Origin of the sequence: Pseudomonas sp. (assembly GCF_040514055.1) — a bacterium.
In the GTDB taxonomy this organism is placed as follows: Bacteria; Pseudomonadota; Gammaproteobacteria; order Pseudomonadales; family Pseudomonadaceae; genus Aquipseudomonas.
Genome location: NZ_JBEVDL010000056.1, coordinates 20,354 through 32,814, shown reverse-complemented (window position 1 = coordinate 32,814; position 12,461 = coordinate 20,354). Strand labels below are relative to the sequence as shown.

General features: G+C 64.6%; 10 protein-coding genes and 1 riboswitch. Of the genes, 5 read left to right on the top strand and 5 right to left on the bottom strand.

Annotated features, from left to right (window positions below):
• Positions 1 to 49: 49 nt before the first annotated feature.
• Positions 50 to 266, bottom strand: a riboswitch (cobalamin riboswitch).
• 69 nt (positions 267 to 335) lie between these two features.
• From dxs to serA, 4 genes are all read right to left on the bottom strand, one after another.
• Positions 336 to 2,258: a 1-deoxy-D-xylulose-5-phosphate synthase gene (gene dxs / locus ABWY06_RS13140; protein WP_353926008.1), complete on the bottom strand. Its 1,923-nt coding sequence runs from the start codon at positions 2,256 to 2,258 to the stop codon at positions 336 to 338.
• A 274-nt stretch (positions 2,259 to 2,532) separates the two neighbouring features.
• Positions 2,533 to 3,414 (bottom strand): (2E,6E)-farnesyl diphosphate synthase, encoded by an 882-nt coding sequence (gene ispA / locus ABWY06_RS13135; RefSeq protein ID WP_353926007.1) that lies wholly within the window; start codon positions 3,412 to 3,414, stop codon positions 2,533 to 2,535.
• Positions 3,411 to 3,653 (bottom strand): exodeoxyribonuclease VII small subunit, encoded by a 243-nt coding sequence (locus tag ABWY06_RS13130; RefSeq protein WP_353926006.1) that lies wholly within the window; start codon positions 3,651 to 3,653, stop codon positions 3,411 to 3,413. The genes ispA and ABWY06_RS13130 overlap by 4 nt, the downstream gene beginning before the upstream one ends.
• 130 nt (positions 3,654 to 3,783) lie before the next feature.
• Entirely contained in the window at positions 3,784 to 5,013 is a 1,230-nt protein-coding gene (serA, locus tag ABWY06_RS13125) for a phosphoglycerate dehydrogenase (RefSeq protein ID WP_353926005.1), read from the bottom strand.
• Between the two features lie 200 nt (positions 5,014 to 5,213).
• On the opposite strand from serA, the gene ABWY06_RS13120 reads away from it, so the two are divergent.
• From ABWY06_RS13120 to ABWY06_RS13100, 5 genes are all read left to right on the top strand, one after another.
• Positions 5,214 to 6,608, top strand: a complete 1,395-nt coding sequence (locus ABWY06_RS13120; RefSeq protein ID WP_353926004.1) for a D-2-hydroxyglutarate dehydrogenase — start codon at positions 5,214 to 5,216, stop codon at positions 6,606 to 6,608.
• A 166-nt stretch (positions 6,609 to 6,774) separates the two neighbouring features.
• Positions 6,775 to 7,440: a fumarylacetoacetate hydrolase family protein gene (locus ABWY06_RS13115; RefSeq protein WP_353926003.1), complete on the top strand. Its 666-nt coding sequence runs from the start codon at positions 6,775 to 6,777 to the stop codon at positions 7,438 to 7,440.
• Between the two features lie 126 nt (positions 7,441 to 7,566).
• Positions 7,567 to 8,526, top strand: a complete 960-nt coding sequence (locus ABWY06_RS13110) for an SdiA-regulated domain-containing protein (RefSeq protein WP_353926002.1) — start codon at positions 7,567 to 7,569, stop codon at positions 8,524 to 8,526.
• Between the two features lie 89 nt (positions 8,527 to 8,615).
• On the top strand, positions 8,616 to 9,536 hold the full coding sequence (locus ABWY06_RS13105) for an SdiA-regulated domain-containing protein (RefSeq protein WP_353926001.1): 921 nt from the start codon (positions 8,616 to 8,618) through the stop codon (positions 9,534 to 9,536).
• An 88-nt stretch (positions 9,537 to 9,624) separates the two neighbouring features.
• Entirely contained in the window at positions 9,625 to 10,050 is a 426-nt protein-coding gene (locus ABWY06_RS13100) for a GNAT family N-acetyltransferase (RefSeq protein WP_353926000.1), read from the top strand.
• Positions 10,051 to 10,320: 270 nt separating this feature from the next.
• Here the strand turns inward: ABWY06_RS13100 and ABWY06_RS13095 are convergent, their stop codons facing one another.
• Positions 10,321 to 12,276, bottom strand: a complete 1,956-nt coding sequence (locus ABWY06_RS13095) for an autotransporter domain-containing protein (RefSeq protein ID WP_353925999.1) — start codon at positions 12,274 to 12,276, stop codon at positions 10,321 to 10,323.
• Positions 12,277 to 12,461: the final 185 nt, after the last annotated feature.

The following is a 12,461-nucleotide window of genomic DNA, read 5'->3' as shown; positions in this document are numbered from 1 at the left end:
GGCGGCGCCTGGATGCCAGGCGGCACGTGCCGGTGCTGCCCTCCGCAACACCAGTGGATCCGTTCTGGCCGGTCTCCGGACTCTCGAGCCAGGGCGTCGCGCCTTCCCGGGTCGACCCAGTGGCGTGTGCGGCGGCCTGCAGCCGGCGGGCTGCGCTCGATTACCGTTGCGGGGGCAGTGCCGGGCTGGCGTGCGGAGCACGCTCACCGGCTTCCCGTTTAATGCCGCTCGTGACAAGACGGCACACCTGGACGGATACAGCAGCGGGTAAAGATTTAAGCCGCCGCGCACCTTACGGGCGCGGGCGGGCGCATTCAAGCGACCTGTCGGCGGGTTCAGCCTGAACGCTGTTCATCCAGGGCCAGACGGCAGCGCACGGCGCGCTCGATGCCCGCGGCGTCCAGGCCGCACTCGGCGAGCATCTGTGCCGGTTTGGCGTGCTCGACATAGGCATCGGGCAGGCCCAGGTGAAGAATCGGCACTTGGCGATTCTCCTCGGCCAGAAACTCGCTGACCGCGCTGCCGGCGCCGCCCATGATGCTGTTTTCCTCGATCGTGACCAGCAGTCGGTGGCTGGCGGCGACCTGTCGCAGCAGGGCTTCGTCCAGCGGCTTGACGAAGCGCATGTCGACCACGGTCGCATCCAGGCGCTCGGCCACTTCCAGGGCCTCGGTCAGCTGCACGCCGAACACCAGCAGGGCGACGTCGCGGCCCTCGCGGCGCAACTGGGCCTTGCCGATTTCCAGGGGCAACAGGCCCTTGTCGATCGGCGCGTTCGGGCCGCTGCCACGGGGGTAACGGACCGCCGCGGGGCCGTCGAACAGGTAGCCGGTGGTGAGCATCCGGCGCAGTTCGTTCTCGTCGCTCGGCGCCATGATCAGCATGCCGGGGATGCAGCGCAGGTAGGACAGGTCGAAGCTGCCGGCATGGGTCGGCCCGTCCTCGCCGACCAGGCCGGCGCGGTCGATGGCGAACAGCACGTCCAGGTGTTGCACCGCCACATCGTGGATCAACTGGTCGTAGGCGCGTTGCAGAAAGGTCGAGTAGATTGCCACCACGGGCTTGGCGCCTTCGCACGCCATCCCGGCCGCCAGCGTCACCGCATGTTGCTCGGCGATCGCCACGTCGAAATAACGCTGGGGGAAACGCTCGCTGAAGGCCACCAGGTCGGAGCCTTCCTTCATCGCCGGGGTGATGCCGGCCAGGCGCGGATCGGCCTCGGCCATGTCGCACAGCCACTGGCCGAACACGCTGGAATATTTGGGGCCGCTAGGTTTTTTCGCCTGGGGCAGGTTTGCCAGGTCGCTGGCGCTGGCCAGGGGTTCGAGCTTGGTGATGGCGTGGTAGCCGATCGGGTCCAGCTCGGCGGGTGCGAATCCCTTGCCCTTGGTGGTGATGACGTGCAGGAACTGCGGTCCTTCCAGGTCGCGCATATTGCGCAGCGTGGTGATCAGGGTCGGCAGGTCGTGGCCGTCGATCGGGCCAATGTAGTTCCAGCCCAGCTCTTCGAACAGGGTGCCCGGCACCAGCATGCCCTTGGCGTGCTCCTCGGTCTTGCGCGCAATTTCCCAGGCGCCGGGCAGGCGCGACAGCACCTTCTTGCTGCCCTCGCGCATGCTCGCGTAGGTGCGGCTGGAGAGAATCTTGGCCAGGTAGTTGGACAGGCCGCCGACATTGCGCGAGATCGACATGTCGTTGTCGTTGAGCACCACCAGCATATTGGCGCCGACATCGGAGGCATGGTTCAGCGCTTCGAAGGCCATGCCAGCGGTCAGTGCACCATCGCCGATCACCGCCACCGATTTGCGCTTGCTGCCCTGCATGCGGGCGGCGATCGCCATGCCTAGCGCCGCGCTGATCGAGGTGCTGGAATGGCCGACGCCAAAGGTGTCGTATTCACTTTCGCTGCGCCGTGGAAAGGCGGCGATGCCGTCCTTCTGCCGCAGGCTGGCCATGCGCTGGCGGCGGCCGGTGAGGATCTTGTGCGGGTAGGCCTGGTGACCCACGTCCCACACCAGGCGGTCGTCCGGGGTGTCGAAGACATAGTGCAGGGCAATGGTCAGCTCGACCACGCCGAGGCCCGCGCCAAAGTGCCCGCCGGTCTGCCCCACGGTGTACAGCAGGTCCTGGCGCAGTTCGTCGGCCAGGGTTTCCAGCTCCGCTTCGCCCAGCCGACGCAAGCCGGCCGGCGTTTCGGCGCGGTCGAGCAGGGGCGTGGCGGGGCGCTGGCGGGGAATCTCGTGGAAGGTCGTCGGCATCAGGCAGATCGTTATAGGTATAAAAGATGCGGCAGTTTACCCGAGTCCGGGCCGAATCAATAAGCTTGATAGGGGACCGCTTGCCGCAGGGCCTGCGGGCAGGGGATTCGCATCGAGTGGTAGGTCGGCAGGGGGGGATTGGTGGTGTATGGGCGTTGGATGGGTGGCGGACTGTTCGCTGCGCTCCTGAGTCCGCCCTACCGCTGCGCTTCTTAAAACTGCCCTACCGCTGCGTTCCTGAACCTGCCCGCTGCTGCGCGCCCCGTGGCGTGGACTAGTTGCGTCGTTCGACGATATAGCGGGTCAAGGCGCGCAACGGCTCAGCGGCCGGGCCAAGTCCCTCTACCGCCTGCAGGGCCTGGTCGCGCAGTTCCAAGGCATAGGCCTTGGCCGGTTCCAGGCCGAGCAGCGCCGGGTAGGTGGGTTTGTCGCGGGCGATATCGGCGCCCTGGCGTTTGCCCAGGGTCTGGGTATCGCTTACCACGTCGAGGATATCGTCCTGCACCTGGAAGGCCAGGCCCACGGCTTGCGCATACCGCTGCAGCGCCTCCAGGCTGGCATTGTTGGCACGTCCGCTGGCCAGAGCGCCGAGGCGCACGCTGGCTTCGATCAGGGCGCCGGTCTTGTGCCGGTGCATGACTTCCAGCGCCCGGCGGTCGAGTTTCAGGCCCACCGAACCGAGGTCGATGGCCTGGCCGCCGACCATGCCGGCCGGGCCGGCGGCGCGGCCCAGGCACTGGATCATTTGCAGGCGCAGTTCGGCATCCTGGCCCGGGGAATCGGCCAGCACCTCGAAGGCCAGGCTCTGCAGGCCATCGCCGGCGAGGATTGCGCTGGCTTCGTCGAAGGCTTTGTGGGTGGTGGGTTGGCCGCGGCGCAGGTCGTCATCGTCCATGGCCGGCAGGTCGTCGTGCACCAATGAATAAGCGTGGATCAGTTCCACCGCGCACGCGGCAGCATCGGCCCGCGCCGGCTCGCCACCCAGCGCTTCACAGGCGGCATAGACCAGCAGCGGGCGGATGCGTTTGCCGCCATTGACCACGCTGTAGCCCATGGCGTGGTACAGGCGCGTCAGTTCGTCGCGGGGCGCCTGGAACAGCGGTGCCAGGGCGGCATCGACGCGCTGTTGGCACTGGCGCTGATAGGCCGCGATCATGCTTCGTTGTCCGTTTCGAAAGGTGCCTCTTGCAGTTCGCCGTCGCGCTCGAGCAGGACCTGCACCTTCTGTTCGGCCTGGGCCAGGGCCGCCTGGCAGTCACGGGTCAGGCGGATGCCTTGTTCGAACGCGGTCAAGGAATCCTCCAGCGACAGCTCGCCATTTTCCAGGCGTTCGACCAGCACTTGCAGGTCGGTGAGCGATTGTTCGAAGTCTAAGGCGGCTTTCTTGCGGGCCATGGCGGCTATCTCGGCGGTCTGGAACGGGCGCGACACTAGCAGAGCCAGGTGGTCCGGGCAAACCCGGGGGGAACGGACGGGCATAAAAAAGGGAGGCCGCAGCCTCCCTCGCAACCCCACCGAGCGTGTCCTAGAACAGCACGCGGCTACGGATGGTGCCGTGCACCTGCTGGAGTTTTTCCAGGGCCAGGTCGGAGTAATCGGCGTCGACGTCGATCACCACATAGCCGACCTTGTCGTTGGTCTGCAGGAACTGCCCGGAGATGTTGATGCCGTTGTCGGCGAACACCTTGTTGATCTCACTCATCACGCCCGGAATGTTCTGGTGGATGTGCAGCAGGCGATGCTTGCCCGGGTGGGCTGGCAGCGCCACTTCGGGGAAGTTGACCGAGGACACCGAGGTGCCGTTGTCGCTGTACTTGACCAGCTTCTCCGCCACTTCCAGGCCGATATTGGCCTGGGCTTCGGCGGTCGAACCCCCGATGTGCGGGGTCAGGATCACGTTGTCCAGGCCGCGCAGCGGGCTGGCGAACTCTTCGTCGTTGGAGCGGGGCTCGACGGGGAAGACGTCGATGGCGGCACCGATCAGGTGCTGGTCCTTGATCGCAGCGGCCAGATGGTCCAGTTCGACCACGGTGCCACGGGCGGCGTTGATCAGGATGCTACCCTTTTTCATGGCGCGGATTTCCTTCTCGCCCATCATCCACTGGGTGGACGGCAATTCCGGCACGTGCAGGGTGACGATGTCGGCCAGGCCGAGCAGGTCATGCAGCTTGCCGACCTGGGTAGCGTTACCCAGTGGCAGCTTGGTCACCACGTCGTAGAAGAACACCTGCATGCCCAGGCCTTCGGCCAGCACCGACAATTGGGTGCCGATCGAGCCGTAGCCGACGATGCCGAGTTTCTTGCCGCGGATCTCGAACGAGTTGGCGGCGCTCTTGATCCAGCCACCGCGGTGGCAGGAGGCGTTTTTTTCCGGAATGCCGCGCAACAGCAGGATGGCTTCGGCCAAGACCAGTTCCGCCACCGAACGGGTGTTGGAGTAGGGCGCATTGAACACGGCGATGCCGCGCTCACGGGCAGCGTCCAGGTCGACCTGATTGGTGCCGATGCAGAAGCAACCGACGGCGACCAGCCTCTTCGCGCAGTCGAAGATTTCCTCGGTCAACTGGGTACGTGAGCGGATACCGATAAAGTGGGCATCGGCGATCTTTTCCTTCAATTCGGCTTCCGGCAGGGAACCCGTCAGGTATTCGATATTGGTGTAGCCGGCCGCCTTCAGGGTATCCACGGCATTTTGGTGGACACCTTCGAGAAGAAGGAACTTGATCTTGCTCTTGTCGAGAGAGGTCTTGCTCATCTGCGTACCTGTAATCCCAGTAAAATGTCAGGGAAGCGGACAGCGCGGGCTGGCCGGACCGGCACGGCGCCGGCCGCCTGGATCGGTCGAAACGCACGATTCAGGGGGGGCGTATGCTAGCATACGAGCCCCGCGAAACGCCCACCCCTGGCCGATGAAGCGTGCTCAGGGTGACCATGAATCGTTTGAGAGTTCCCGAGATGACCCAGTCTGCCTTGATCGAAGAACTGAAGTCCCTGGTTGAGCCCGGCAAGGTGCTGACCGATGCCGACGCGCTGGCCACCTACGGCAAGGACTGGACCAAGCACTTCGCCCCGGCACCCCTGGCCATCGCCTTTCCCAAGAGCATCGAGCAGGTCCAGGCCATCGTCCGCTGGGCCAATACCCGGCAGGTGGCCCTGGTGCCCTCCGGTGGCCGTACGGGTCTGTCGGCCGCGGCCGTGGCCGCCCATGGTGAAGTGGTGGTGGCCTTCGACTACATGAACCAGATCCTCGACTTCAACGCGTTCGACCGCTGCGTGGTTTGCCAGCCCGGTGTGGTCACCGGGCAGCTGCAGGCCTATGCCGCCGAGCAGGGCTTGTATTACCCGGTGGACTTCGCCTCGGCCGGCTCCAGCCAGCTGGGCGGCAATATCGGCACCAATGCCGGTGGCATCAAGGTGATCCGCTACGGCATGACCCGCAACTGGGTGGCCGGATTGAAAGTGGTGACCGGCACCGGCGAACTGCTGGAACTGAACAAGGGCTTGATCAAGAACGCCACCGGCTACGACCTGCGCCAGCTGTTTATCGGTGCCGAGGGCACCCTGGGTTTTGTCGTGGAAGCGACCATGCGCCTGGACCGGGCGCCGAAGAACCTCACCGCCATGGTCCTGGGCACGCCGGACTTCGATTCGATCATGCCGGTGCTGCATGCTTTCCAGGGCAAACTCGACCTGACCGCCTTCGAGTTCTTCTCCGACAAGGCGCTGGCCAAGGTCCTGGCCCGGGGCGACGTGCCGGCACCCTTCGACAGCGATTGTGCTTTCTACGCCCTGCTGGAGTTCGAAGCGACCACCGAGGAGGTGGCGAACGAGGCGCTGGCCACCTTCGAACACTGCGTGGAGCAGGGCTGGGTGGTGGACGGAGTGATGAGCCAGAGCGAGCAGCAACTGCAGAACCTGTGGAAACTGCGCGAATACATCTCCGAGACCATTTCCCACTGGACGCCCTACAAGAACGATATCTCGGTGACCGTGGCCCAGGTGCCGGCCTTTTTGCACGATATCGATCGTATCGTCGGCGAGCGTTATCCGGACTTCGAGATCATCTGGTTCGGCCATATCGGCGACGGCAACCTGCACCTGAATATCCTCAAGCCCGAGCACCTGACCAAGGACGCGTTCTTCGCCATCTGCGCCGGGGTCAACACCCAGGTGTTCGAAACGGTGCAGAAATACAACGGCTCGATTTCCGCCGAGCACGGCGTGGGCATGACCAAACGCGATTACCTGACCTACAGCCGCTCGCCCGAGGAGATCGCCTGTATGCGGGCGATCAAGGCGGTGTTTGACCCGAACGGCATCATGAATCCCGGCAAGATTTTCCCGGTTTAAATCTGCTGCGGGCTTCGCGCGTCAGGCGTTGTTGGCGCAACCGTATACCCCGGCCACGCCGCCTAGCCTGGCCTTCGCTCGCGAGGCTTTAAACCGCACTTCTTAAGTGTTGTAGGGTGGAGAACCGCACAGCATTTTCCATCATTGAGCTACCCAGGAGTTCCGAATGAGCTACCAGCACCAGTACAGCGACGGTACCCATATCCACTTTCCCCTGGGCAAGGTGGTGTGCATCGGGCGTAATTACGCCGAGCATGCCAAGGAATTGAACAATCCGCTGCCCAGCGAGCCCCTGCTGTTTATCAAGCCGGGCAGTTGCGTGGTGCCCCTGGACGGTGGCTTCTGCATTCCCCAGGACCGCGGCGTGGTGCATTACGAGGCGGAGATCGCGGTACTGATCGGCAAGCCGTTGTCGCGCAACCCGAGCCCGGAGGAAATCCGCGATGCGATCTCCGGTTTTGCCCCTGCGCTGGACTTGACCTTGCGCGACGTGCAGGCGCGGCTCAAGGAGAAGGGCCTGCCCTGGGAAATCGCCAAGGCCTTCGACGGTGCCTGTGTGCTGGCGCCCTTTGTTCCGGGTGATGCGGTCGAGGACGTGACGGACCTGGGAATCCGCCTGACGATCAATGGCGAGGTGCGCCAGGACGGCAATAGCCGTGACATGCTGCATCCCATACTGCTGATGATCCAGCACGTGTGCGGTCATTTCAGCTTGCAGGCCGGCGACGTGTTGCTGACCGGCACCCCAGCGGGGGTCGGGCCACTGAACAGTGGCGATGAGCTGGTGCTGGAGTTGCTCGGGCACACGCGGTTCGACACTCGGGTGGTTTGATCGGGCACTTGCCGCGACATGAGTGGTCTTACCCGCTCCGGTGGGCGCATGATGGCCGATCTTGTTCCCTTTGCGTCTGGCGTCCTGCAGCCGTAAGGCCCCTCGTCTTCTCGAGTCATCACATCCATGACCTTGTCGATTGCCTTCCTGCTCCGTCCGTTGGCCCTGCTCGGTGTTGTGCTGCTGATCGGTGCGGGCGTGTTGATTCACTACCTGCATTGGGAAGATCGGGTCTCCTTCTGGTTCAAGGAACAAGGCGCAACCGCCGACCAGCGCGACGCCAGCATCTGGCTGCCGGGTTACCGCGCGGTGCTGCAGGGCAAGCCCCTGGTTGGGTTGGAAGACGATGAGACCTCCGGGCTGACCTTCAATCCGGTCACCGGCACCCTGTTCACGGTCACCGGAAAACACCCGTTGCTGGTCGAGTTATCCGTGCAAGGCGATGTGTTGCGGCGTATCGAACTGCTGGGCTTCGCCGACCCCGAGGGGGTCGAAGTCATGGGCGATGGGCGGATTTCCATCATCGACGAGCGTAGCCGGCAGCTCACCACCTTCGAGCTGGCGGATGACGACACGCGAATCGACGCCCGCGGGCTGCCGCGCTTCGACCTGGGCTTTGCCGAGGCGGGCAACAAGGGCTTCGAAGGCATCGGCTGGGACGAGCGCAACCAGCGCCTGATCCTGGCCCGTGAGCGCAGTCCCATGGGCCTGTTCAGCGTGCCGTTCCCCGACGCGGGCGGTGCGGCCGGCGTGATGACGCCACTGCCGTCCGCGCACCTGTTTATTCGCGACATGTCATCCCTGACGGTGGACCCGCGCACGGGACATACCCTGGTGCTGTCGGACGAATCGCGACTGCTGCTGGAGTTGGACGAACAAGGCGAACCGGTGAGCTTTATCAGCCTGATCGGTGGCCTCAATGGCCTCGAGCAGGCGATCAAGCAGGCCGAGGGGGTGACCATGGACACGGCCGGCAATATCTACGTGGTGGGCGAGCCTAACCTCTTCTATGTCTTTCACAAGGATTCCCAGGCGCCGTTGAGTGTACCGCTGGCCAAGGTTAGCGCGCCGCTCGAGGTGCGCTGAACGCTGCGCCTGCCACGGCGTTCAGTTTGGATTCAGTCCCCTTCGCTAACCTGCCCGTTCCTTGCCCTTGAACCTGTGAGTCCTTCGTAATGCGTGTCGTGCTGACCGTTAAACACCTGGTGGTGCTGCTGTTGCTGCTGGTCCTGGGGGCCTTGGCACTGGCGGGCCAGGAATTCCGCCTGTTCGAGCGGGTCTGGTTCGGCCTGCAGGAGGGCCGCTACGCCGTGCAATGGCGCGAGCGGTCGATCTGGTTGCCGGACTACGAGGTGCAGCGTGAAGCGCAGCCTATCGCCGGCCTCGACGCCGACCTGTCGGCGCTGACCTATGATCCGGACCGCAAGAGCCTGTTCAGCGTGACCAACAAGCTGCCGCATCTGGTCGAGCTGTCGCTGGAAGGACAGGTCCTGCGCAAGATTCCCCTGGTCGGCTTCGGCGACCCGGAAGCCATCGAATACATCAGCCCGGGTGTCTATGTGATTGCCGACGAGCGGCTGCAACGGTTGATCAAGATCCGCGTGGACGCCAGCACCACGACGATCGACGCGGCTGCCGCCGAGCAACTGACCCTGGGGATCGGCATGAACGGCAACAAGGGTTTCGAAGGCCTGGCCTACGACAGCCTGGGCAAGCGCCTGTTCGTGGCCAAGGAGCGCGACCCGGTGCGCATCTACGAGATCCACGGCTTTCCCGACAGCAACCCGGACACCCCCTTTGCCGTGCACGTGGTCGATAATCCCAAGCGTGATGCCGCGTTGTTCGTGCGCGACCTGTCCAGCCTGCAGTTCGACGAAGGCAGTGGACACCTGCTGGCACTGTCCGACGAGTCGCGGCTGGTCATCGAGATGAACGCCAAGGGCAAGCCGATCAGCAGCCTGTCGCTGCTCGCCGGCCAACAGGGCCTGCGTAAAGGCGTGCCCCAGGCCGAAGGCCTGGCCATGGACGAGGCCGGTACCCTGTACCTGGTCAGCGAACCCAATCTGTTCTACGTCTTCACCAAAAAAGCCGACTGAGACACGGGGCGGCCCCGGTGCGCGGCTGCCCTGGCGCGCGACCTCTTGGTACCCTTGGCGTCCATCCAACTGTCTACAGGGAAAGGGAATGAGCGCTCGTATCGAACTGACGGTTAACCCCGGCGACGAGGAACGCCTGGCGATCCTCCGGCCCTTGCGGGCGCATAACGTGGCCCGGGCGGGCGAGGCAAAACCGGAAACCTTGGCCCTGCTGGTCCGCGACGAGCACAGCGACGAAATCATCGGCGGCCTGTACGGCGATATCTTTTACCGCTGGTTATTTATCGAGTTGCTCGCCATACCCGAACAGACACGTGGGCAGGGGATAGGCTCGCGGTTGATGACGAAGGCCGAAGCGCTGGCCCGTGAAAAAGGCTGCGTCGGCATCTGGCTCGATACCTTCGACTTTCAGGCGCCTGGGTTTTACGAAAAACACGGATTCAGCGCATTTGGGCAGCTCGATGATTTCCCACCGACGCATACGCGTTTCTTTTATCAGAAACGGTTGGTCTGAAACGCCGTGGTCGAGGGGCCTGAGTGTCGGGGGTAGGAGCAGGCGGGCGCGCCGAGCCATGCCCGCGACGCCTGCGGGCATCCGGCGCACCCGATAAGTAGGCTGTACTCGCCGAAGGCCGTACACCGAAGGCGTCAGGACGCCGGATGACGGGCTGTCGGGCTGGCGCTGAACAGCGCGCCGAGGCCGCCCTACGGCCTTGCTTGCGCAGCCGTAGGGCGGTGTTGCGAAGCACCCGCCGGCGCGTTCAAGCGCTGGCGGTCCGCCCCGTCAGAACAACCACTGGGCGCCCAGGGAATAGCCGGTCTGCTCGCCCTCGTCATGGGCAAAGCGGCTGTTCACTTCCGCGAACACCCCCAGTTGCGGGGTGATCGCCCATTGCGCGCCGAGTTGTGCGCGGCCGAAGTCCTTGTCCACCGAACCCAGTTGCGCCACCCGCAGCCGGCCATCGCCTTGGCTGATCAGGTCCAGCTCGTCCAGGCGTCCATCGCCCAGCTCCTTGACCCAACGCAGGTTGCCGTACGGCTGCAGGCTCATGCCGCCGGGCAATGCCAGGGTACCGCGCAGGCGCCAGCCGAGGCTGGCTTCCAGCGAATCGAAGCGCTGCTCGTCGTACTCCAGGGCGGTGCGCCGCGGCGATGCTTCGTCGAATCCGTCGATACGCGAATGGCTGTAGTCCAATCCCACCAGTGGGCCGCTGCGCAGGGCACCGAAATCGAAGTCGTAGCCGGTTTCCACCCGGGCGCTGAGGGTCAGGGCCTCGGTATCGCTGGACAGGCGCTCGTCGAGCAGCACCGGGCCGCCGTTGGCTTGCAGGTACAGCGCGCGTTCGTTGTCGAAGTCGCTGTAGCCAGCCGCCAGCTCACCGGCCGCCCAGAGGGGCCCGCCATCATTGAGCAGGGCGTAAACGCCCAGCTGCCAGCTGTCGTTCTCGACCTTGCCGCCGTGTTCGAGTTTGTCGCGCCCGTTGCGGTAGCTCAGGCTGGCGCCGAGGTTCAGTTCCCGGCTCAGCTGGTAGTCGGCCAGGGCATGCAGGCCAAAGTTGCGCGCTTCGGGGTGGGGCGTCTGATCGAAGCCGCTGTCCGGGGCGAATTCGCCCTCGGCGCCCAGTTCGCCGTCGAAACTGCCGACCTCGCGGCTGGCCGCTTGCAGGGTCAGCCAACGGCGGTCGTGCAGGCGGGTCAGGGCCAGGTGCTGGCGTTGCAGGTTGTCCTGCAGGTTGCGCGCGAGCGCGCCGCCGGAGCGGGCCGAGGCCAGCAGGTCGGCATTGGTCACCTCCAGCGCCAGGCGGGTGAGCAGGCGCGAATAGTCGCGCAAGCGCTGGTCGATGCGCGCCTGGCCCAGTGCGGCGGTGAGCACCGCTTCATTGTCTTCCGCCGGATCGTGCCAGGTGGAGCCGCCGGGGATGGCGGGGTTGTCGGTCTGCTGGTAGCCGTCCAGGTCGCCCAGTTCCCAGTTGGTGGCCTCGACATAAATGATCGGCACCTCCAGCGCCTCGAAGCTTTCACCGTCGCTGCAGCAGCCGGTGCCCGCCGGGTACTCGGGGTCGAGGCCGGGGTTGGTCTGCAGCTCGATGCCCAATTCCTTGGCAATGCTCAGCGTGCGTTCGCGCAGCACGGCCAGGGCCGGGTTGGCCGTGCTGTTCTGGCCGGCATGGACGTACATCAGGTCGCCGGTAATCAAACTGTCGAGGTTAATCATGCCCAGCAGGTTGGCGCGTTGTTGTGCGTCCAGGGACTCGACATAGGCACGAGAGCCGCGCAGGCCTTCTTCCTCGGCGCCAAAGCCGACCAGCGACAGGCCGTGTTCCAGCTCGATGCCGCTCAGGTTGCGGGCGATTTCGGTCAGCACCGCCGCACCCGAGGCGTTGTCATCCAGGCCCTGCAAGGTGGGCCGGCCGTAGTAGGTGTCGAAGTGGGCGCCGACCACCAGAAATTGCTCGCTGCTGCCCGGTGCATAGGCCAGCACGTTCTGCGACGCGGCCTGAGTACCATCGGTGCGGGTCCAGCTGAAATCCTGGCGGCTTAACTGGTAACCGCTGCCCATCTGCGCTTGCATCAGGTTGGCGGCGCCCACAAAGTTCTGGGTGTCACGGTAGCGGCCCGGAAAGTCGTGGATCAGGCTGTCCAGGGTTTGATCGGCGTGTTCGCCATACTGATAGGCGAGGCCCGGGGTCGAGAGCAGGGCGCTCGCCAGGCTGACGGCGACGGCTAGGGGCTTGATCACAGCACACTCCTTTGCAGGTTGAACGAAGAGAAGAACGACGCTGCCCGCTTGCAGAAACCAGGCCGGCCACGCGCAGCGACCCTTAAGTGGCGCCTGGGTTAAAGCGCTTGTCGCGCTGTTGTAAGTTGGGGCAGTTTTTTAACCGATAGTTATCCAGTCCGCCACGGCCTTTGGTTGGGCGTGGA

Bases quoted from the DNA above. Each gene is read 5' to 3' on its own strand.
- ABWY06_RS13100 (WP_353926000.1), top strand. From the start codon at position 9,625: ATGAGCGCTCGTATCGAACTGACGGTTAACCCCGGCGACGAGGAACGC.
- ispA (WP_353926007.1), bottom strand. From the start codon at position 3,414: ATGATCGCGGCCTATCAGCGCCAGTGCCAACAGCGCGTCGATGCCGCC.
- ABWY06_RS13115 (WP_353926003.1), top strand. From the start codon at position 6,775: ATGAGCTACCAGCACCAGTACAGCGACGGTACCCATATCCACTTTCCC.
- ABWY06_RS13105 (WP_353926001.1), top strand. From the start codon at position 8,616: ATGCGTGTCGTGCTGACCGTTAAACACCTGGTGGTGCTGCTGTTGCTG.
- ABWY06_RS13120 (WP_353926004.1), top strand. From the start codon at position 5,214: ATGACCCAGTCTGCCTTGATCGAAGAACTGAAGTCCCTGGTTGAGCCC.
- ABWY06_RS13130 (WP_353926006.1), bottom strand. From the start codon at position 3,653: ATGGCCCGCAAGAAAGCCGCCTTAGACTTCGAACAATCGCTCACCGAC.
- ABWY06_RS13110 (WP_353926002.1), top strand. From the start codon at position 7,567: ATGACCTTGTCGATTGCCTTCCTGCTCCGTCCGTTGGCCCTGCTCGGT.
- serA (WP_353926005.1), bottom strand. From the start codon at position 5,013: ATGAGCAAGACCTCTCTCGACAAGAGCAAGATCAAGTTCCTTCTTCTC.
- dxs (WP_353926008.1), bottom strand. From the start codon at position 2,258: ATGCCGACGACCTTCCACGAGATTCCCCGCCAGCGCCCCGCCACGCCC.